The organism is Lachnobacterium bovis (genome assembly GCF_900111325.1).
Classification (GTDB): domain Bacteria; phylum Bacillota; class Clostridia; order Lachnospirales; family Lachnospiraceae; genus Roseburia; species Roseburia bovis_A.
In genome coordinates this window covers 39,558-62,822 of record NZ_FOGW01000015.1, presented here as the reverse complement: position 1 = coordinate 62,822, position 23,265 = coordinate 39,558, and the positions used below count along the sequence as shown (strand labels likewise).

Sequence of the window (23,265 nt, the reverse complement as noted above, 5' to 3'; positions counted from 1 at the left end):
CACATTATTTTAGTATATTCTTCTCATTTATTGACACTTGCACACTTTCATTTTTAATACTACAATATTATGGATAGTGTATTAAATATAAAGGAGATTACTATGACTCAAAATAACGTTTTAGTTGCTCAATCAGGTGGACCAACTGTAGCAATAAACTCTAGCCTTGCTGGTGTAATTGCGGCAACTGTAGAATCAAAAAATTATGATATTTGTTACGGTGCCTTAAATGGTGTAACAGGAATTTTAGACGAAAGATATTTAAATCTAAGCCAATTGGTAGAACAGGATTCAACTGTTATTGACCAAATCAAGACAACTCCTGCTATGTATTTAGGATCTTGCCGTCACAAACTACCTAATTTTGAAGACGATGTACATCCATATGAACAAATTTTTTCTCAATTCGAAAAATTAAACATTAAAGCCTTTTTCTATATTGGCGGTAATGATTCAATGGATACAGTACTTAAGTTATCTGATTATGCAAAAAAAATCAATAGTAATATTAGAATTATAGGTATTCCAAAAACCATCGACAACGATTTATGTATGACAGATCATACTCCAGGCTTTGGATCAGCTGCAAAATATGTTGCAACATCTATCCTTGAAATTTCTCATGACACTTATATTTACAAAGTTAAAAGTGTAACAATCGTAGAAGTTATGGGACGAGACGCTGGATGGTTAACTGCTTCTGCTGCTTTAGCTAGAAACGAATACAGTCAAGCACCTCATCTTATTTATCTTCCAGAAGTAGCTTTTGATAAAAAACAATTTATTGAAGATATCAAGAAACAATTAGAAACTACAAACAATGTAATTGTTGCAGTTTCTGAAGGTATAAGAGACAAAGATGGTAACTATATTTCTGCTGGTGAAACAGCTGAGGATACATTTGGACATGCTCAATTAAGTGGTGCTGGCAAAGCATTAGAATACCTTGTTAAAGAACAACTAGGAGTCAAAGTTAGATCAGTTGAAATAAACGTTTTACAGCGTTGTGCTTCACATATTGCATCTAAGACAGATCTTGACGAAGCTTTTGCTCAAGGACAAAAAGCTGTTGAAATTGCAAGTGAAGGTATTACCGCCGCAATGGTTGTTATCAAACGTTTATCAAACGATCCATATACTGTCGAATATGGTTATGCAGTAATTAAAAATATCGCAAATGAGGCAAAATCAGTTCCTGTAGAATGGATTAATAAAGAGGGTAATGACATAACTCAAGAACTACATGATTATTTATTACCACTTATCCAGGGTGAAGTTGCTATTAACTATCACAACGGATTACCTTCATACATGAATGTATCTCATTTACACAAAAGGAGTGAAAAATAAACTAATCATTATGCTAAAAAAAGAAAAACTAAATACTAAGGCTGGATCTAAAAATTCAGCCTCTAAACAACATAGTGGAAGCTCAATTACTAAGTATTTATTGTTTGGAATAATTGGGATTACTATTATCGCTTACATCTGTGTAAGCATCTATTTTATGAAACATTTTTATCCTAATACAAAGATTGGAAATTTAGACATAAGTTTAAAAACTTCAGATTATGTGATTTCAGAAAAAACAAAAACTTCTAAATCTTATTCATTGACTATTATTGATAAGGATAAAACTTCATACAAAATTAAGGGAAGTGACATTGATTACACTTATAAGTCAACAGGAGAAGAAAAAAAATTATTAAAAAAACAAAATTCTTTTCTATGGCCTATAAATGTTTTTAAGAAATCAAATTATACTTTATTGTCTTCTTCATCTTATAATGAGTCAAAATTAAAACATTGTATTAACGGCTTGTCTCTTTTTGACAAAAGTAAAATTGTAGAACCAGTTGATGCACATTTTGAACAGACAAAAAATGGATATACTATTGTAAAAGCCTCAGATGGCCATTATCCACTTTACAATAAGATTGAAAAAGAAATTAAACATGCACTAGATTTACAGAATCCAAAAATTGTTTTGGATAAAAATTATTATAAACATCCAAAAATAACAAATGATGATAAATCTGTAAAAAAGGTAATTGATAAAGTTGATAAATATTGTTCTCTTAATTTAACATACAAAATTGGTACTGAAAATTATAAATTATCTGATGCTGATATAATTAGTATGTTAGATATTACAAAAAGTGGTGTTGTTTCTTTAAATCGCAACAAAGTTGCAAGCTTTACTTTTAATCTTGCTTCAAAATATAATACTTTTGGACGAGTTAGAGAATTTAAAACAACTGTTGGTGACACTGTTAAAATTGGTGGCGGTGACTACGGATGGGTTATCAATAAAAATAAAGAAACAGAGCATCTTTATAATGCTTTAAATAATCACAAAAACTTTAATTGTGAACCTATATATGAACAAACCGGTTTATATCGTGCTAAAGATGACATTGGTAAGACATATATTGAAATTGATTATACTAATCAAAAATTATATTACTATAAAGACGGTGCTTTACAATTACAAACTGATATTGTATCTGGTAACATTAGTAGAAACAATGGTTCTCCAGATGGCGTATTTAAAATTGTATATAAACAAAGTCCTGCAACTTTAGTAGGTGAAAATTATCAATCAGAAGTAACATACTTTATGCCTTTTGCATATAACGTAGGTATTCACGATGCAAGTTGGCGTTCAAGTTTTGGCGGATCAATTTATAAAACTAATGGTTCTCATGGTTGTGTAAACGTTCCACCAAGTGTAGCTGGCAAGCTATATAAAATTGTCGAAAAGAAGACTCCAGTTATAGCTTACTATCGTGAACATGTTGTATTAACAGCTGAAAATGCTAAAATTTCTAATGCATTTTCTTATGCAGCACCAGGTCAAATGTCAAGAGCACAAAAAGTAGCATCAGGCAATGCTAATCATTAGTACTATGCATTAACATCATTGTTTTTACAATGATTATAATAAAAAATAACCATCATTTGATTTTATAACTTTTTAATTAAGCGTTATATTATCATTTAATGGTTATTTTTCTTTTTTTAATAGTTTTTCTTTTTTAATTCCTTTTCAATAATTTTTAATTGCTGTGCAGTTCTATGATTTTGATTACTACTAGTAAATTTCTTTACACTATGCAAAACGTGTTTTTGCGATTTATTTAAAAACTTAGCAACATTTCTCATTGCTATCTTAGTATATTCTTCTCTTCTTGATACCTCATCTATATCTAGGCCTTCTGTAACGTTATCATTAGAAGAGGATTTATGTAGTTTTTCTGAAAAATTAGAATACATGTTTCCAGAAATATCTTTCATTGTACTTGGCAACTCTTTTACCGTCTGCGGTAAATCTTTTACTACCTGTGGAATCTCTTTAACAGTTTGAGGTAATTCTTTCATAGTACTTGAAAATGCATCTGTTGTTTTAAACACTTTATTTTTAGTTCCTTTTATTGAATCTTCTATTGTAGAATATAATGCCTCCATTTGTAAATTAACGTTTTCTTCAATCGTTTGAACGTTTTGTGTTAAGCCTGTTATTGCACTTATTGTAACGGCTATATCTGCACTTATAATCCCTGATCCGACAATCGCCATTAATGTCATTGGAATTTCTCCTACATTACGAGTCATTTTATCAACAAATGGAAAGATGTAATGTATAACCATTAATCCTCCGAAACCAAAACCTAGTGTCGCAGGTAGACATATCCTACCATTCAAATTTAAAGGTGTCTCACTGTAATCCCACCATACTGCATGAAATACTTTTTCTAGAATCCAAGAGGTCGAATATTCTAACACCATACTTCCTAAACACGAGTATATAAATATTTCTAAATTAGACATATCCTTTAAAAACATTCCAGAAAATAAAAATGAACATCCTATTCCGCCTATTCCATATATTGGACAAACTGGTCCAAATAAAAAGCCTCTATTTTCCCATTTATGGCTCTTAACTGTGCAATAAATACTTTCATATATCCAGCCAATTATACTAAAGATTAAAAACCAAACAAAAAACTTTGCAATTATCATTTATTTAATCTCCTCTTTTTAAAATAATAATGTTATTATAGGTTTTTTTAAAAAATGTGTCAAATTTTAGAGAAGTATCTACTCTCTATTGAGAAAAATATCACAACAAAATAAATCACAGGGTTAAGAATATTTCTCTTCCCTGTGACCTCTTAAAACATTTTGAACATTTCGAAATTTAATCATTACAGGTGCTTGTAACGATTTATTAGTAGTGAAAGTATTTACAATAATATATTTATTGCTTACATTGTTAGTATAGACTAATTAATATTATAAGTCAATAATTTTTTTCTTGTAGATAAACACCTCTTAATATGATATAATTAAATTTGAAAAATATTTATATATATATATTCTATATTTGTTATATTTATCATTTTAATATAAAAAACATAAATAGTTATTTTAGGAGGAATAATATGAATCACACAACACACAACGAATCTTCAGAAGATTACTTAGAAACCATTCTAATCTTAAGTCAAAAATTACCTGTTGTTCGTGCTGTAGATATTGCAAAATATATGGGATTTAAGAAACCTAGTGTTAGTATCGCAATGAAAAATCTTCGTCAGAAAAATTTAATTACAGTGAATGATTCAAGATTTATTTATCTAACAGATGAGGGAAAAAAAATAGCTAACATGATTCTTGAACGCCATACTTTGATTACAAAAGCTCTTATCGCTCTTGGTGTTTCAATTGACACTGCAACTGAAGATGCATGTCGCATAGAACATGATTTAAGCGAAGAAACATTTGAAAAAATTAAGACATATATTAAAACAACACCTATTGCAGATAAAATATTATCTAGCAATACCGTTATTAACGGTGAAGATTTCCTTAACGCTAAGAAAATCGTTTTAAACGGATCATTATTAGATAGGGAAGAATACGAAAAAGAGCATGCAGATAATTAAAATATTTAATTTATTACGTAAAATACTTTTTTATATAAAAAGGGCTATAAAAGAATTTATCTTTTACAGCCCTTTTTGTTTTAAGTATACTATTGAGCAATGCTCTCTAAATGATCTGCTATAACACTTTGCATTTCTTGTTTGTCTCTACCTAATGCAAATGCCAATTCTGTGTAAAGATTGTTCTCAGCTTTCTTGAAATAACGCTCATCAATAGCAGTTACTTTCTTTCCCTGAGCACTTCTCTTTTTGTTTCGCTCTGAAACATTCTTAATCATTGCAATCAACTTCTCTGGATTACAACTTTGAATAGCTTCTTTGTATTTCTGTTCTCTTTGCTTTTCACTAGTAATTTCAAGTTTCTCAACCTCAGGAATCTTCTCAATTACTTCCCAAGCCTGTTCTCTATCCATTACTTCACGAATCTTGTGATTTTCGTTATCTACTGGAATGTAAACTTTAGCTGTTTTTTCTTCTACTGGAATCAAAAGATAATACTTTTTCTGAGGTGATGTCATATCAAGATTAACAACATCTTCTACTCTACAAATTCCATTATTAGCGCTTACTACAAATTCTCCAATTTCAAACATATTCTTCTTCCTTTCAAAATAATCTCCCCATCCTACAAAAATATAGAAAATCTACGAAGCTTGGACGATTATATGTTCAATACTTTAAGCACAGTCCTACAGTTTATTACGAGATTATCTTTTTTTATTATATCACATTTTTATAAATTTGATAAGATTTTTTATAAAATAATTTGAAATTAGGCAAATTGTATGTCTTTTGTTTTTAGTTACGTGTCCATGCTTTAGGCATAAATAACAATAACATTGGATAAATTTCCAATCTTCCCGCTAACATATCAAGCATTAAGACTATTTTGGACAAAACAGAAAATTGTGCAAAATTGCCAGTTGGACCTACCACATTAAGACCTGGTCCTATATTATTAAACGTTGCTGCTACCGATGTAAAATTAGTAACCGCGTCAAAATTATCTAAACTTACTATCAATACAGATCCAACAAATATCATTACATATGTAACAAAAAATGCATGCACATCTCTTACCTGTTCTTTTTCTACAGTTTTTCCATCCATTTTTATAGTTTTTATACAACGTGGATGAATAAAATACGAAATTTCTCTCTTCGCTGATTTAATTAAAATTATCAAACGAGATACTTTCATTCCGCCGCCTGTACTACCGGCACATGCTCCGACAAACATTATTAATACCAAAATTGCTCTCGACAATTGTGGCCATGTATTAAAATCTTTTGTTGCAAATCCTGTAGTTGTTATAATCGATCCTACCTGAAAAGCTGTATGTCTAATGGTATAACCGATATTTTTTACATCGTTACAAATATTTATTGTTATAAGCGCAATTGACATAAAAATAATCAAAAAATAAACTCTTACTTCTTCTATTTCAAAAGCTGCTTTCTTTTCTTTTGCCTTAAGCAAAATATAATAAGCATTAAAATTAACGCCAAACAAAATCATAAATACTGTAACTATTATTTGAATAGCTGCATTATAACTTGCCATACTATCAGCTTTAATTCCAAATCCACCGGTTCCTGCTGTTCCCACTGCAGTACAAATTGCATCAAATAGTGGCATTCCCGCTATTAATAAACATACCATCTGAGCTAAAGTCATAAAAAAATATATTTTATACAATATTTTGGCTGTATCTTTTATCCTTGGTACAATTTTACTCACTGATGGTCCTGGACTTTCTGCTTTCATAAGGTGCATACTATATCCGCCATTTGAAGGAGTTATTATTGCAAGGATAAATACTAATACTCCCATTCCACCTATCCAATGCGTGAAACATCTCCAAAAATTAGTTGCATGAGAAAATATCTCAACATTATCTGCAATACTAGCACCAGTCGTTGTAAATCCTGATACTGTTTCAAACAATGCATCTATATATTGTTCTATATCACCACATAAATACATTGGTAACGCACCAAAAATACTTAGCACAACCCAACTAAGTGCAACAACAACAAAACCTTCCTTAGAATAAAATTCTCTATCTTTTGGCTTTTTTATAATAGAAATCGTACCTAAAATCAAGCAGACTATTGAAACTAGTAAAAAAGAATATCCTTCTTTTTCATGATACAAATACGCTACTAATCCCGGAAATAATAATAAAACACCTTCTAAGTCTACTACTAATCCTAGTATATACCTGATTATTCCAAAATTCATTTTTGCCTCCAACTATAAACTTACTTTGCATATAAAATTATCCAATTATATTTACATTAAAATATCTTTAATATCATTTAAATTTTGATGAGTAGTAACAACTATTACTGTATCACCAACACTTATCTCTGTTTTACCATTTGGTGTGATAATTTTACCCTTATGGTTAACGCTAGCTATAATTAGATTGTTCTTTAAACGAAGTTTTTCTAGTGGAATTCCTATTACAGGTGCACCTTCACAAATATGAAACTCTAGGGCCTCAGCCTTATTTTCGATAATTCTATATAAAGTTTCTACATTGCTTCCAATTGTATTTTGCATAGCTCGAACATATCTTATAATATACTCGGCCGTAATTAATTTTGGCGAAATAACACTTCCTAAATTAAAATCGTTTACAATGTCATTGTCTTCTATTCTGTTAATCTTAGTTATAACTTTTGCTTTAGATTTCTTTTTTGCATAAAGTGATAAAAAAATGTTAGATTCATCAATACCTGTTAATGCAACAAAACTTTCTGCACTATTTTCTAATCCTTCTTCTTTTAAAATCTGTTTATCTGTTGCATCAGCATTTATAATAACAGCTTCAGGTAATAATTCGCTTAATTCTTCACATCTTACAATATCACTCTCAAATATTTTCACCTTAATTCCCATAGATAGTAGTTGTTTTGCAAGATAATACGCAATTTTACCACCACCTACTAAAAAGGCATTTTTTACAGAATGGGTTTTAATTCCAACTTTTTCAAAAAAAACTTTAGCATCTTTTGGTGGACATACAACCGTAACTATATCATTTTCCTTAAAAACAAATTGTCCATTAGGAATAAATACGTTTTCTCCACGCTCAATTGCACATATTAACGCTCTTGACTGAATTCTACTCGCTATATCCTCAAGAGTTCTATCAATCATTTTAGAATTTGAAGCAACCGTAAACTTCATTAATTCAACTTTTCCTTTTGCAAAGGTCTCAACCTTATTAGCTGATGGAAAGCGCAAAATTCTTGCTATCTCAGTTGCTGCCGCTTCTTCTGGATTAATAGTCATTGTTAATCCTAATTCTTCCTTAATGTAGGAAATTTCATTATTATACATAGGATTTCGTACCCTTGCTATAGTACTGCAATTACCTGCTTTTTTTGCAATTAGACAACACAATAAATTTAATTCATCTGATTGTGTGACTGCGATTAATACATCTGTATTTTCAATTCCAGCCTCTTTTAAAACAACATGGCTTGTACCATTGCCCACTATACCCATTGCATCAAAATTTCCTGTCACATCTGATACAACCTTTTTTTTCAAGTCAATGACTGTTACTTCATGATTCTCATTGCAAAGTTCTTCAACTATTTTTCTACCAACTTTGCCACATCCAATTACGATGATTCTCATTGATTCCTCCAAAATATGTTTTACATTAAGATTTAATGTAAGTAATATAAGTAGAATACATAAATTTTTATTACTAGGAACTATATTAATACAACTTTTTATATTGTATAAAATTTTAATTCAAACTATATTAATTCAAATTTTTTTAATGCTTTATAAATTCCTTCATTTTCGACGTCATCTGTAATATAGTTAGATACACTTTTTGTATCATCTACTGCATTACCCATCGCAATTCCATATTTTACATACTCTATCATCTCTATATCATTAGGTCCATCTCCAAATGCAATCGTGTCATCTATTGACATTCCTAAATACTCGATAACTTTTTCAATTCCGCTTGCTTTATTATCAGTCTCTTTTGTTATCTCTCCCGAATAGTTATCGGGTTTTTTAAAGCTACTAGGAGTAACTTTTAAATTCTTTCCCATAAAATAATTTCTTGTTTCTTCTACCGAAAAACAAGAATCGCAGTATATCATACTTTCTGTGTCTGGATATTTCAAGTGATATTTATCTACTTCATTGTCAATTTTTATTTTTCCTACTATTTCTTCTATCGTACTAAAATCATCTACATTAGATACTTCAATTCCTAAATCATTTTTTAGTCGTCTAGCAAAAACTTTTTTAAAATCATTTCCGCTCTTTTTTGACAAATAACATCCGTTTTTAGTTTGAATAATAAATGAAATATTATTTTTCATCATAAATTCAGCTAAAAATTTAATTTTTTCTTCTCCAAAGACACTATGATATATTTCTTTTCCTTTAAATTCAATATATGCACCTGCTGCTGCAACAATTCCATCAAATCCAATATTTATAATCTTTTTTTCTATTTGTGCCAAACTTCTTCCAGTACATATAAATGCTAAATGACCATTTTCTCTAACCTTTTTTATTGCATCAATTGTACTTTTAGGGATATTTCCCGAAAAATCTGATAGTGTTCCATCTATATCAAAAAATATTATTTTTTTTGTATTATTCATTTTCTTTCCTCTTTCTTTAATATTTTTTAAAAAACACCACTCTAAAGAATATCATATTTTTTTGTTTTTAAAAAGTGAACGTTTTTTTGTTTTATTTAAAAAGGCTGGGGTATATTCCCCAGCCCATGAAATTACTTTAATAATTTTTTAATCTAAATCTCTACCATTTGTTTCTATTACTTTTTTGTACCAAGCAAAAGAATCTTTTCTTCTTCTAGATAAATCGCCTGTTCCATCATCGTATTTATCTACATAGATGAATCCATATCGTTTTGCCATTTCTCCAGTAGAAGCACTAACTAGATCAATGCATCCCCAAGGAGTGTACCCCATAAGATCTACACCATCTTTAACAGCTTCAATCATTTGCTGAATATGACTTCTTAAGTAATCAATTCTGTATGTATCATGAATTGATCCATCTTCTTCTAATGTATCTTTTGCACCTAATCCATTTTCTACTACCATTACTGGAATCTGATATCTGTCATAGATTTCATTTAATGTGTATCTTAAACCTTGTGGATCAATCTGCCAACCCCAATCTGATGCTTTTAAATATGGATTTTTAAGACCAAAGCCTAAATTTCCACCAGTTTTTTCACCTTCATTTACATTACCAACACAATTGCTCATGTAGTAACTAAATGTATAGAAATCAACAGTTCCTTCTTTAAGGATTTCATCATCTCCAGCTTCTTTTTTTATAATAATATTGTTTTCCTCAAAAAATCTATCTGCATATGATGGATAATAACCTCTAACCTGAATATCTGAACAGAAGAAGTTTTTCATCTGCATCTGTCTTTGAGCCATTAAAATATCTGTTGGATTACAAGATATAGTCTCCTTTCTAGCTTTATACTAAGTATAAAATTTCATCCTCTAAATTAATATCATTTGTATCAGTATAAACAACATCTTCATAATCAAATGTGTTTGTAACAATAATTGGAGTAGTTACATCTAAACCAGCTTCTTTAATTTTATTAATATCAAACTCTAATAATAATTGTCCTTTTTTAACTCTGTCACCTTTAACTGGAGCTACAATTGTTTCTGGTGTTAATACTGGTTTTGTTCCTTCAAAATTTTGTACGTTAGCTTTTACATTTTTTGTTGTTTTTGAAACTTTTTCTTCATCAGAGTATGTAAAGAATGTTAAAACAAAACCTAATACTGCTGCTGCAAGTGTTGCAACTGATACCCAAATTAAGCTTGAAATATCACCTGTTTTTGGATTTATATAACTTGGTAATCCAAATAATCCAAGTCCACCCAACTAGAAACATTTCCTTGAATATGTGCATGTTCACAAACAACATCATATACATCTGGCACATGATTACCAATTACTACTTGATATTGTCCTCCGACATTTTGAATGATAATTCTAGCCAAGCCATCATATTTACTTGCCATACCTTTTTCCTCCAAATTCTCTTCATTAATCTTATATTTTTTAAGAACTTGATCAAGTAATTATATTTTTATACGCGTCCGTATATATAAATTAATATCTTATGATATCAATTAAAAATCTATCTATTAACGAATTAAATTATATATTATTGCTTCTTAATTTAATTCTATTAATATGCATTGTTAAATATAGTATTTCTTCATCAGAAACAATATAGTTTGTTTTCTTTTCCATAAAATGTTTGATTTTTAGTGCACATTGATACTCCTCATTACAGGTTTTTTTATTTCATTAAGCAATTCTACTTGGTCATCAGTTTCATAATATTTTCTTGAAATTGCTCTTTGAACAAAGAATTTAAGGTGCGTTAACATTGCAACTGATGCAGCTTCATCTTCTGGTAAAACTATACCAGTTCTTTTTCTAACTACTTCAATCGCTTTTAATCCAGCATTAAATTCATCTTTATAATATCTTTTTATCTCCCATAGTAATGCATTTTCAAAAACAATTCCTTTTCCCATGACGATAACTTCAATTCCTTTATCATCATGCGAACTCACTACATTATTATTTATTACTTTTGCTATTATCATATAAGGGCACCTTAATCTTATTGATTTTGATAAAACAAATTATAACAAAAACTTGTTGGCTTATTATGTATTTTAATAATACAAACCAAAAAAAGACCATATTGCTCTTAATAATCAAATAATATGATTATTAAGTTCTGCAATACAGTCTTGCCTACTCAAAGTCACAATCTGTTTGATCTTTATTTCCTTTGCATGTGTATAATATATCATACAAAACATAACAAGTCAACACTTAATAGGCTATTCGTACAAACTTTACAACTTTTGCAACGGCTTTTTGGTTATAATGCATATCCTATTGTTTATATTTTTTTATTTATTCATTATTTGGCCAATTTTGCTCTTTTTATATTATTTATCCAACATATTCATCTTCATTTCATAATATGATTTTGTCATATCTAAATAATGTTTATGTGGATTTTCAAAACGCTGCTCCTCTTCCCAAATCTCTGTAGAAAGCTGTTCTTTAACAAAGTTCGCAATATCTGTTACTTTTTCAGGATCTCTTACACGTTTACCTTCTTTAATTACTAATCTTTGGAGTTTTTTAGCTGTACAATTTACAAATTCTCTCTTTTTCCATGGTTTTTCAGGATCTATAAATCTGTATACATCTTCCATATTGACTTCTTCATCCTTATGAGCTAATAAATCTGCAATTGCCTGTCCATCTTCATTGTAGATTCTGTAAACTTCTTTTAAACCTGGATTAGTAATCTTTTCAATTGCTTCAGAGATTTTGATTCTAGGTTCCATTTTGCCTTCATTTTCTACTGCACATAATTTATAAACAGCACCAAATACTGGCTCAGATTTTGATGTAATCATACGCTCACCTACACCAAATGAATCCACTTGTCCACCTTGGCTTAAGATTGACGTAATTGTATATTCATCTAAACTATTTGAAATTACAATTTTAGCATCTTTATATCCAGCTTTATCTAACATTTTTCTTGCTATCTTAGTAAGGTATGCAAGATCACCACTGTCGATACGAATTCCGAAATTCTTTGATTCAATATTATTAGCTTTCATTTCATCGAAAACTTTAATAGCATTTGGAATACCAGATTTTACAACATCATATGTGTCAACTAGCAAAATACAATTATCTGGATAAACCTCAGCAAATTTACGGAATGCTGTAAGTTCATCTTCATAATACATTACCCAACTATGTGCCATTGTTCCACCAATTGGAATATCAAAATATTGACCTGCAGATACTGTTGCTGTTCCGTTTGCACCACCAATAAATGCTGCTCTAGCTCCATAAATTGCTGCATCATTATTATGCGCACGTCTTGCACCGAAATCAGATACTGGTCTACCATTTGCAGCTTTTACAATTCTTCTAGCCTTTGTTGCAATTAAACTTTGATGATTAATCTGTGCTAAAATTTCAGTTTCGACAATTTGAGCTTGTATTAAATCTGCTACAACTGTAATAATTGGCTCATTGGGATACATAATAGTACCTTCTCTAAATGCATATACATCACCTGTAAATTTAAAGTTTCTTAAATACTCAAGAAAATCCTCTGTAAAAAGATGTAAGCCTCTTAAATATTCTATATCAGCATCACTAAAATGAAGTCCTTCAATATATTCAACAATTTGTTCTAATCCTGCAAAAACTGAAAATCCACCCTGATCTGGATTTTTTCTAAAAAACACATCAAATGCCACTTTCTTTTGAGCATTTTCCTGCTTAAAATATCCATTCGCCATTGTAAGCTCATATAAATCCATCATCATTCCAATATTTCTTTTGCAATATATATTATTTCTTTTAATATCCATTTTTATCTCCTTTTAGCTTTTGCTAAACATTATTTATTTTAATCTGGCAACTTGACATTGTCTCAATTGCCGCATTATGTTTCTCTACTGTTACACCTGCGCAACATGAAGCATCAACTGAAATTGGTGTTTCCGGCAAGTTTGCTTTAATAATTAATGCGTTTGACACAATACAAATATCTGTACAAAGTCCCACAAGTTCTATTTCACTTGGTTTTTTAGAAACTAATAAATTTCCAAGTTCTATTGAGCCAAATGTAGGTTTTTTAATGTAGGTAACTTCATTTGTACTAGACTTCTCATCTAAAGCTGTTTGAATTTTATCATTTAATTTCCAACCGTCTGTGTCTTCTATACAATGCTCAACCGGTAAATTTTTACCTTCTGATGTTTCTAAATAATTAGCTTGATGTGTATCAAACGTTGCAATTATATCACCATCAAATTGAGTGATTTTATTAACCACATTGTCTACTATTGCACATGCTTCTTTAGTCCCTAAAGAACCATCTATAAAATCATTTTGCATATCTACTACAACTAATACTTTATTCATCAAATATCAAACTCCTTTCCTTCGCCCATTTATATGTCGTGGCTGGTCTTCCCCTTTCTATTCTTTTTAAATCTGTTTGAACTATAAATCCATTTTGTTCATATTCTCTTTTAATAAATCTTCTAAAATTGCCAACGTCCGCTTTTTGAGAATTTATTGCATCATAAATATTTCTAAGTTCTGTCAATGTAAAATCATCTAAATCCTTCAAAAATGAAAAAGCAATATTAGAATATTTAATTTTGCCACGCAATCTTTTAATAGCCATTTTTATTATTTCATAATGATCAAACGCTAAGTCCTTTTCTTGTAAAATCGAAGTACTTTCATCCTCATTTTTAGAAATCAATTCAAATTCTGCATCAGGCATAGCATTAACCAAAAACAATTTAGCATTCTTTGCATCGTCTCCTGATTTAAATTTCAACTTTTCGAATGGTACCATCACTATATATGCTATAGAAATAACTCTCATTCTTGGATCTCTATCTACTTTCGAAAATGTATATAGCTGCTCTAAGCATACATCTTTTACACTTGTCTCTTCATATAATTCACGTATAGCAGCCTCTTTAGCAGTCTCATCAATAGATACAAATCCACCTGGAATAGCCCATCTATCTTTGTAAGGATGTGATTTTCTTTGAATCATTAAAAGATATAATTCATCCTTAAAAGTTGTAAAAACAAGAATATCTGCTGTTACAGATGGTCTTTCATATTTATTTGGATTATAAGTCTTTAAAAATTCTTTTTCTGTTTGTTGTGTGTTCATAATATCTACCTTCTTTTTATTAGTCATATTGACTTTAACTATAATACTACGATATTTAGAATATGTCAATAGCTTTTTAGTTTTTCTGACTATAAAATATTATAAAAACAGATATTTTCCAAAAAAAACAAACCTAATTACACTTTTTGTAATTAGGTTTGCACATTCTATTTTCTTAATTACCCCAAACTTCGTCAGCAATTTCTTTTACAAGTTTTAATTTTGCCCACTGCTGCTCTTCTGTCAATTTATTACCTATTTCACATGAAGCAAATCCACATTGTGGACTTAATGAAAGTCTGTCTAAATCTATATATTGCGCCGCTTTATATATTCTTTTTTTGATATATTCCTTATCCTCTAAATCTGCTTTTTTTGTTGTTATTAAACCTAACACAACATTCTTTTCCTCAGAAACCTTTTCTAATGGCTTAAATCCACCTGATCTTTCATCATCATATTCTAAAAATAAACCATCTACATTTTCTTGCGCAAAAACATAATCTGCCACTGAATCATAAGCTCCACTAGTAAAGAATGTAGAGTGATAATTTCCTCTACAAATATGAGTATTAATTATCATATCATCTGGCCTATTAGCAAGTGCTAAATTATTTACTTTAAGAAGCTGTTTTTTTACCTCTTCAATATCAACGCCTAATGATTTGTATCTTTGTTTTGCAGCATCTCCAACTATAGCTCCCCAAGTACAATCATCTAATTGAAGGATTCTACATCCGGCATCATAAAATTGTTGAATTACGTCTTGATATGCAACAGCTATATCATTTATAAGTTCATCATTATTTTTGTAATATTTTTTTGTAATTTCATAATATTGAGGAACTATCATTTGCTGATACATTTGTGCCGGTGCCGGGATTGTATATTTTGCCACTGTATTTTCATCTTCAAATTGCTTTAAAAATTTATAATATTCAACAAATGGATGAGCTTTGGCTCTAATTCTGCCATTTAAAAATGTATCATCTAATGCCGCCATTTCGCCGTTAAATTGAACTCCCTTTCCACCTTTTTGGTGCTCAACTCCTTCAAATCCCCACATAAAATCAAGATGCCAATAACTGCGTCTGAATTCACCATCTGTAATTACATTATATCCAAGTTCCTTTTGTTTATTTACTAATTTTACAATTTCTTCGTCTACAATACCATTATACTCTTCTCTAGTAATTACACCTTCTTGTAATTTTACTTTTGACTCCTTTAAAATCTGTGGTCTCAGAAAACTACCGACAAAATCATACTTTGGTTTTATTAAAACATTATTCATAAACTGCCTCCTGTATATAAAATTAATTTGCATAGTCTTACTTTACGAAAATTATTTTAACACAGGATAATTTTTGAGTATAATATTTATTTTTTTTTACTTGTTATAGATTTTAACTATATCAAATGGCGGATTAAATTGGGAATCATTTTGAGTAATTTGTGGAGATTTGAAAAAATATGAAAAATGTTAAAAAATAGATAGTTTTCGATGCCCCGCGAACGGGGGCATCGAAGAATATTGTTCTTATAATTTTGTCACCTAGAAACCGTATGAATACGGTATTCTTTTAGATTTGCTGAGTAAATCTGCAATCCTCTCTAGCCTAATTTGATCTCATTAATCTAATTAATGTCTTTCGTCTAATTAATGTCTTTCGTCTAATTAATATCTTTCGTCTAATTAACATCTTTAAACTAATTAATATCTTTCATCCAATTAACATTATTAATTTGCCTTTTCGAAAATAAATTGTTGATTTGGATTACCATATGTTTTCCACTGACATACGTTAGTTCCATCTGCTTTACCATGATTGTAAACGTCTATGCTCTTTGAACCGTTACTTACTTTTGTTGCAATTGTAACAGCATTGCTTCCGTTTACTTTTTGTAAATAGAATTTTTGTGCATCATGTGAAAGTGCATTGTAAATTTGAAGATTAGCACCATCTTCATTTTTACCATATGCGATATCTAACATAAAGTTTCCTAAACCACTCTTTAATGTGATATATCCATCTGATGTGTTTTGTAAGTACCATTTTTGTCCTTGCACACCTGTTCCATGTCCAATTTCAACGTTAGCACTTGCAACACCTCTGTTGCCAGCTACTTGTAAATATTTCTGAGAATTTACATTCTTGATGTAGTACCAACCATCCTGAAGTTTTACATTACCTTTTGTAGTACTTGGTTGTGGGTCGCTTGGCTGTGGGTTACTTGGCTGTGGGTTGCTTGGTTGTGGGTTGCTTGGCTGTGGGTTGCTTGGCTGTGAATTTGTTCCACTAAATTGCCATTTATCAATGACAACATCGTTTGAGGCAACAAAATAAATATCCTTTGTACCACTTACATTTACATTTGCTGTAATATTTTTGTACGAGAATGAATTATTTGTTGCTGGAATTCTAACATAACCAATTGTTCTTCCGTTAAGTGAACCTTCCACAATTTTAATTACTGCACCATTTTTTGCACCTGCAGTAATTGTTATATTTTTTGCACCATTACCAAAAGAAACATTTGAAACTTTAGTCCATTCGCCTCTATTGTATGATACTGCAGTATCACCTAATCCATAAACTGATATTCCAGCCTGATCTGACATATTTTCTGCCTGATTTACAACATAAGGATTAACAGATGATACTTGACTTACACCTTTTAAAGTACCTCTTGCTGGTAAAATCTTACCATTTTGGAATGTAATTTCATCTACATGTGCTGTTCTATATCCTTGCTGTGAACCGTAGATTTTCTTGTTTAACCATTCTGTATGATATACAATATATGATTTGTTTTTAAATTGTACAATTGAATGATGGTTATTTCCTGCTGTTCCAAAAAATGAACCTGGATTATCCAAACATATACCTTGATATTTGAATGGTCCCATTGGACTATTACTTGTCATATATGCAATTTTAGCATTACCTAATGGTCCATTAGCCCAGTTAGTACAATATGAATAATAATAAGTATTACCTACTTTGTTAATTCCTGAATCTTCTAAAATCCAAGGTGCATCAATTTCTTGAGGAACACCAGCTAAACTTGTCATATCACTTCCTAATTTTACAACTCTAGCTGTCTTAGGATTTGCGTCTTTTCTAGATGGTACACCACCTCCGAAATATAAATATCCTGTTCCATCAGAATCAACTAATACTGCTGGATCGAATAACCATGTTACATTTCCACAATTTGGAGTTTGTTTTGTAATTAATGGGCGTTTGATTGGATCAGTCCATGGTCCTGTAGGAGAATCACTTGTTAATACACCTATTCCTCCTGCATTATTTGCAAAATATAAAAAGAATTTTTCTTTTCCATTTATTTTCTTATGTGCTGCACAAGGTGCCCATGAATTTGTTGCCCATTTTGCTGCACCATTTCTTCCTGCTACATCAATTGTTCCATGATCTGTCCAGTTAACCATATCACTTGATGACATTACATTTAACTGATTGATTTGCTCATATGTATTCTTTTTAACCGAACCACCATTTGGATTTACTGTTCCATCATTTGTTGAATAAATATAAACTCGACCATTATATTCCATAGAACATGGATCTGCACTATATTTTTGCGTTATACAAGGATTGTTTCCTTCTTTTAAACTTCGTGCCAAACGAATACCATTAAATTCAGATGCTTCATTTGCTGCTTTAACTTCAACTCTTGTTGAAAATTTGTCTGGTACAACAAATCCGCTAGTAGTTAAGCCCGCAACCAATGAAAAAGTCAAAAGTGACATTCCTATTTTTTTATTTTTCATTCTCTACTTTCCTCCTAAAAAAACTGCCAGAAAAAATTCTGGCAGTCCTTCCATTTTTTTGCCTATATTATTAATTAATTTTTACTATCTTACAGGCTCGAAAACAAATTGCTGATTTGGATTACCATATGTTTTCCACTGACATACGTTAGTTCCATCTGCTTTACCATGATTGTAAACGTCTATGCTCTTTGAACCGTTACTTACTTTTGTTGCAATTGTAACAGCATTGCTTCCGTTTACTTTTTGTAAATAGAATTTTTGTGCATCATGTGAAAGTGCATTGTAAATTTGAAGATTAGCACCATCTTCATTTTTACCATATGCGATATCCAACATAAAGTTTCCTAAACCACTCTTTAATGTGATATATCCATCTGATGTGTTTTGTAAATACCATTTTTGTCCTTGTACACCTGTTCCGTGTCCAATTTCAACGTTAGCACTTGCAACACCTCTGTTACCAGCTACTTGTAAATATTTCTGTGAATTTACATTCTTGATGTAGTACCAACCATCCTGTAGTCTTACGTTGCCTTTTGTTTCACCTGTTTGTGGTGTACTTGGCTGTGGATTGCTTGGTTTTGGATTACTTGGTTGTGGATTACTTGGTCTATTATTTCCACCCATAGTATAACCTGCATCAAAGAATGCTTGTAAAACTGCATTATATGCTGGTTTTTTTACACCATCTCTTGAGTATAATAATGGTCTTTCATTTCTTCTCCATGATGTATCGTCTGCTAGACCCCACCATACTACTGCAGAAATGTTTCCACCTGCTTTTTTGCAATCTAGGATTGCTTTCATAATTCCGTAGTAGTAATTTGCTTGATCTGTATCATTTTTACCTGCTGCATCTAACTCTGTAACTTGTACTTCGTATCCTTTGTTACAGAATGCTTTTAAAGCTTGTTTATAGTAGTCAACTGATGGGAAGTTAGAACTTAAATGTGACTGCATTCCAACACCCGCACAAATTTTCTTTCCACTATTTACATAATCAACTAAAGAAATAACATCTTTTACTTCCATGTATGTATTGTAATCATTGTAGAAAAGGTGAACTTTATTAGTTAATTTGTAATATTCAAGGCACTGATATGCATATTCAAATGCTTTCTTTACAAATGGTGCTCTTGGTCCAAGGTTACCACCGTAAATCTTCTGCCAGCCTGATGGGTTAGAATTTGCATGTAAATATTCATTAACGACGTCCCAAGCGTAAATAATGCTACCATATTTACTTTGGCAAACGTGGTTCATGTAAGTTTTGATATAAAACTCCATTCTAGCGTCCATTTCAGCTTGACTTACATAGTTGCCATATTTTGTATAGCCCTGTCTAAAGAACCAATCTGGTGTCTGGCTATGCCATACAAAAGTGTGACCTCTCATTTTTAACCCTTTGTCGTAGCAAGCTTTTAACATTTTATCTACTGTAGAAAAATCAAGTTTAGGCACTGTTTTTTCTTTGTAGTTATCTGGAACATAATATCCCATCTGTTTAGCTTGTTGTACAGACATAGTATTTGACTGCCAGCCTAAAATATAATCTGGTTTCATTTCATTACCAACAGTAATACTATTGTATTCTTTTGAAGCATAGTTTAATTTGTTAGGGTTCAAAATCTCGTGTGCTTCAATTGCTGTTCCCACATGGTCAAATACGTTACCATATGTGTTTAATAAATTTGCATTATTAGGGATTGATGCTGCTTTAACTGGATTAGCTCCAAATAAAACAGCTGTTATTACCATGCAAAAACATAGTAATGTGCTTATTTTTTTTCTCATAAACCTTCCTCCAAACGTGTTTCGAAAATAGTTAAATTTGCAGCAATTATTTTCGAAATTGCGTTTTTTAAATTGTTTTTGCTTTAATTACAAACGTTTGAATTATTTTTGCTCAAGGATTAATCCAGCAATTAGTCTAACATTTATAGCAAAAAGTTGCAATACTCAGTATTTTTTTACTTTTTTACTTACGTTTGAAATAATTTAATTTTAATTTAACTTTTAAATATTTTATTAAAATATTTTAATATGATTCAAAAATAACCATGGTGAATTTTGACTTTTTCACCATGGTTATCATTTTATTTTAAGATAAATTCAATAAACTTTTTTCCTAAAAATCGAATTTTGAGACAAAATCTTGCAATTCTTGTGCATTAGATGCCAATTTTTCTGAAGCACCTGCAACTTCGTGAGTAGATGCAGCCTGTTCTTCTGAAGCTGCGGAAACTGTATGAGTTTCATCAGAAATATTTTTACTCATTTCTTCTATCTTTTTAATATTATCTTCAATAGAATCTGTACTATTACTAATTTCAACAACAATCTGACTCATCTTATCTGACTGTTCGGAAATAGAAAGCACCATGTCATGAATATTGTTGAAAGTTGCACCAGCTTCATCAACTACTTCGCTTCCTTCCATTACATTTTTAGCACCATTTTTCATCGAGTCGACTGCCTCTTCTGACTGTTTCATGATATCGTTTATTAATTCTGTAATACTACTTGCCGCTTGATTTGACTGCTCTGCTAATTGGCTAATCTCACTTGCAACAACTGCAAAACCTTTACCCATTTCTCCAGCTCTTGCTGCTTCTATACTAGCATTAAGTGAAAGTAGATTCGTCTGTGTTGCAATACCTGCAATTGTATCTACAAAAGTATCAATATTTTTTAATTTTTCCCCTAAACCTTCAACTACAACTGAGGTAGATTCAACTGATTCCTTAATTGTTTTCATCATATCTGTTGCATTATTCATATCGTTAGCACCTTTTGCAGCCGATTCATTTGTATTCTTTACCAAATTAGCTGTATTTACTATTGCTTCTTCAAAGGAATGCATATTTTCAACCAGCTGTTGGGTCTGACTGCCAGTATCTGTAACAGAAGTGATTTGATTAGTGCATGAATCTGCCACACTTGTACACGACTCAGCAACCATATCACTAGCTTCCGCTGACTGAATTGCATTTGCTGATAAATGCTGAGCTGTTGATGCTAAATAATCTGTTGTTTCTGAAATCTTAATCATAAGATTTCTTATATTACCATGCATTATATCTAAGGCATCTGCTATTTGTCCTACTTCATTATTATGTTTCTTAATTTTCTCTATTTTCTCAAGTTCTTCATTTTTTCTAAAGTCGCTATTAGACATCAACAACATTTGATGTGTAATCATAATTATTGGATCTATCAATCGTTTTCCAAAATAAACTGCAAATACCGAACCTAAAATAATTAAAATTAATAAAATCAAACCAGATTGTATCAAATTATTTTTTAACGATTTACCAGCTTCTTCAACATAGGCTTTTTCTAATTCATCAATATGATCAATCCAAACACCTGTGCCAATCACCCAATTATAAGGCTTAAACTCAACTGAATAACTCATTTTTGGTAGTGGCTCTCCATCATCTTTTTTTGCAAAACTATAATATGCATAGCCACCGCCTTCTTTTTTACCAGCATTCAAAATTTCTTGAACATATTTCACACCATTTGGATCAACTAAACCACTACGATCTTTTCCTTCCATATCACGACCTTGTAAAACAATATTTACACCCTCTGCTGTATCGATCCAAAAATATCCTTCACCATCTGAATATTTCATATTTCTAACATAATCAGCACATTGTTTTTTAGCTTGTTCTTCCGTAATTTTGCCTTCCTGCTGTTTCTTATAGACCTGTTCAATATAACTTATAACAATTTGAACTTCATCCTTTAAACTGATTTTTTGGTCATCCATTAATCTTTCTCTATATGAAGCTGTTTGTCGCTTGTTAGTTGCAATAATCTTATTAATAGAAAAAACATCAATAACGACGGCTGTTATTAGAACACTTAATACCACAACCATTATTATCGTCACTTTCAACGATCCTCTTTTTTTCATATGGAATCCTCCCAGATACTAATCACTAAATATTTTTTACATTTCACTAGAACAAATTATTACAAACTTTAGAAACATGAAATTTTTAAAATAAATCCATAGTGTATTTCGTATCATTGTGGATAACACTTAATCTAGTTTACATATTTTTCCAATAAAAAATTGCAAGCTGAGTTCTATCTCTTAATTCTAATTTTTCTAGAATAATGCTTAAGTAGTTACGAATAGTTCCCTCTGATAAACATAAGGTATCTGATATTTCCTTGTTATTCTTTCCTTGTGCGACTTGTTCTATGATTTCCATCTCTTTATCATTTATTCCATTTTTATTATATATTTCGCCTTGTTTTTCTCCCTTTTTTTCAATTAATTCAGGAATACGACTCATAACCTGGCCTCCAAAAACAGTTTGTCCTCCAGCCACAGCAAGCAATGCAGGCTCAATTGATTCAAAATCCTGTTTCAAAATATACCCTTTTGCACCAATATTTAATGCCTTTACTATATATTCATCATCCTGAAATGTTGTTAAAAGAAGAATTTTTGCCGAACTATCCTCTTTTATTATTTCTTCTGCAGCTGATAAACCACTTTTATTTTTCATTTGAATATCCATTAAAACCACATCCGGTTTATGCTTTTTGTATAACTTAATAGCATCCTCTCCATCTGTTCCAGTTTCAAGAACCTCAATATTTCCACTACATTCTAATATTGTTTTTAATGACATCATAACTAATTGATCGTCATCTACTAAAATCACTTTCTTTTTCATTTT

Annotated in this window: 19 protein-coding genes and 2 pseudogenes; 3 read left to right on the top strand and 18 right to left on the bottom strand. The window is 30.6% G+C overall.

Features of this window, described 5'->3' with window-relative positions:
- Nucleotides 1-102: 102 nt before the first annotated feature.
- Together BMY79_RS07785 and BMY79_RS07780 are read left to right on the top strand one after the other, a co-directional pair.
- Nucleotides 103-1,350, top strand: a complete 1,248-nt coding sequence (locus BMY79_RS07785; RefSeq protein ID WP_022750170.1) for a 6-phosphofructokinase — start codon at nt 103-105, stop codon at nt 1,348-1,350.
- On the top strand, nt 1,340-2,905 hold the full coding sequence (locus BMY79_RS07780; protein WP_242941488.1) for a L,D-transpeptidase family protein: 1,566 nt from the start codon (nt 1,340-1,342) through the stop codon (nt 2,903-2,905). The genes BMY79_RS07785 and BMY79_RS07780 overlap by 11 nt, the downstream gene beginning before the upstream one ends.
- A gap of 116 nt (nt 2,906-3,021) precedes the next feature.
- On the opposite strand, the gene BMY79_RS07775 is transcribed toward BMY79_RS07780, so the two are convergent.
- Nucleotides 3,022-4,023, bottom strand: a complete 1,002-nt coding sequence (locus BMY79_RS07775; RefSeq protein WP_022750063.1) for a putative ABC transporter permease — start codon at nt 4,021-4,023, stop codon at nt 3,022-3,024.
- Between the two features lie 422 nt (nt 4,024-4,445).
- Here BMY79_RS07775 and BMY79_RS07770 point away from each other — a divergent pair.
- Nucleotides 4,446-4,808, top strand: a pseudogene (locus tag BMY79_RS07770) (metal-dependent transcriptional regulator); the annotation flags it as partial.
- A gap of 230 nt (nt 4,809-5,038) precedes the next feature.
- On the opposite strand, the gene BMY79_RS07765 reads toward BMY79_RS07770, so the two are convergent.
- The 17 genes and pseudogenes from BMY79_RS07765 to BMY79_RS07685 form a co-directional block, all read right to left on the bottom strand.
- Nucleotides 5,039-5,542 carry a CarD family transcriptional regulator gene (locus BMY79_RS07765; RefSeq protein WP_022750061.1) on the bottom strand — a complete coding sequence of 168 codons (504 nt, stop codon included), beginning with the start codon at nt 5,540-5,542 and terminating at the stop codon, nt 5,039-5,041.
- Nucleotides 5,543-5,747: 205 nt separating this feature from the next.
- Entirely contained in the window at nt 5,748-7,193 is a 1,446-nt protein-coding gene (locus BMY79_RS07760) for a TrkH family potassium uptake protein (protein ID WP_074730719.1), read from the bottom strand.
- Nucleotides 7,194-7,244: 51 nt separating this feature from the next.
- A complete protein-coding gene (trkA, locus tag BMY79_RS07755) occupies nt 7,245-8,603 on the bottom strand; it encodes a Trk system potassium transporter TrkA (RefSeq protein WP_022750058.1) in 1,359 nt (452 codons plus the stop codon).
- Nucleotides 8,604-8,728: 125 nt separating this feature from the next.
- Nucleotides 8,729-9,601: a Cof-type HAD-IIB family hydrolase gene (locus tag BMY79_RS07750; protein WP_027422554.1), complete on the bottom strand. Its 873-nt coding sequence runs from the start codon at nt 9,599-9,601 to the stop codon at nt 8,729-8,731.
- A gap of 147 nt (nt 9,602-9,748) precedes the next feature.
- Nucleotides 9,749-10,444 (bottom strand): annotated as a pseudogene (locus BMY79_RS07745) (family 1 glycosylhydrolase); the annotation flags it as partial.
- 16 nt (nt 10,445-10,460) lie between these two features.
- Nucleotides 10,461-10,883 (bottom strand): PTS glucose transporter subunit IIA, encoded by a 423-nt coding sequence (locus tag BMY79_RS12460; RefSeq protein ID WP_074730718.1) that lies wholly within the window; start codon nt 10,881-10,883, stop codon nt 10,461-10,463.
- Complete coding sequence (locus tag BMY79_RS07735) at nt 10,844-11,023, bottom strand: hypothetical protein (RefSeq protein ID WP_022750053.1); 180 nt, start codon at nt 11,021-11,023, stop codon at nt 10,844-10,846. The genes BMY79_RS12460 and BMY79_RS07735 overlap by 40 nt, the downstream gene beginning before the upstream one ends.
- 139 nt (nt 11,024-11,162) lie before the next feature.
- Nucleotides 11,163-11,258 (bottom strand): PRD domain-containing protein, encoded by a 96-nt coding sequence (locus tag BMY79_RS12635; RefSeq protein ID WP_242838556.1) that lies wholly within the window; start codon nt 11,256-11,258, stop codon nt 11,163-11,165.
- A gap of 14 nt (nt 11,259-11,272) precedes the next feature.
- The gene (locus tag BMY79_RS07725; RefSeq protein WP_074730717.1) at nt 11,273-11,620 is read right to left on the bottom strand and encodes a PRD domain-containing protein; all 348 of its coding nucleotides are present in this window, start codon (nt 11,618-11,620) and stop codon (nt 11,273-11,275) included.
- Between the two features lie 354 nt (nt 11,621-11,974).
- A complete protein-coding gene (locus tag BMY79_RS07720; protein ID WP_022750050.1) occupies nt 11,975-13,432 on the bottom strand; it encodes a nicotinate phosphoribosyltransferase in 1,458 nt (485 codons plus the stop codon).
- Between the two features lie 22 nt (nt 13,433-13,454).
- A complete protein-coding gene (locus BMY79_RS07715) occupies nt 13,455-13,988 on the bottom strand; it encodes a cysteine hydrolase family protein (RefSeq protein ID WP_074730716.1) in 534 nt (177 codons plus the stop codon).
- Nucleotides 13,981-14,763 carry an NUDIX hydrolase gene (locus BMY79_RS07710; protein WP_051604895.1) on the bottom strand — a complete coding sequence of 261 codons (783 nt, stop codon included), beginning with the start codon at nt 14,761-14,763 and terminating at the stop codon, nt 13,981-13,983. The genes BMY79_RS07715 and BMY79_RS07710 overlap by 8 nt, the downstream gene beginning before the upstream one ends.
- Before the next feature lie 175 nt (nt 14,764-14,938).
- The gene (locus BMY79_RS07705) at nt 14,939-16,057 is read right to left on the bottom strand and encodes a 5-methyltetrahydropteroyltriglutamate--homocysteine S-methyltransferase (RefSeq protein ID WP_074730715.1); all 1,119 of its coding nucleotides are present in this window, start codon (nt 16,055-16,057) and stop codon (nt 14,939-14,941) included.
- Between the two features lie 447 nt (nt 16,058-16,504).
- Nucleotides 16,505-18,559: a family 43 glycosylhydrolase gene (locus BMY79_RS07700; protein WP_242941487.1), complete on the bottom strand. Its 2,055-nt coding sequence runs from the start codon at nt 18,557-18,559 to the stop codon at nt 16,505-16,507.
- Nucleotides 18,560-18,643: 84 nt separating this feature from the next.
- Nucleotides 18,644-20,356, bottom strand: a complete 1,713-nt coding sequence (locus BMY79_RS07695; protein ID WP_074730714.1) for an endo-1,4-beta-xylanase — start codon at nt 20,354-20,356, stop codon at nt 18,644-18,646.
- A gap of 334 nt (nt 20,357-20,690) precedes the next feature.
- Entirely contained in the window at nt 20,691-22,487 is a 1,797-nt protein-coding gene (locus tag BMY79_RS07690) for a methyl-accepting chemotaxis protein (protein WP_027422538.1), read from the bottom strand.
- A 139-nt stretch (nt 22,488-22,626) separates the two neighbouring features.
- Complete coding sequence (locus BMY79_RS07685; RefSeq protein ID WP_074730713.1) at nt 22,627-23,262, bottom strand: response regulator transcription factor; 636 nt, start codon at nt 23,260-23,262, stop codon at nt 22,627-22,629.
- Nucleotides 23,263-23,265: the final 3 nt, after the last annotated feature.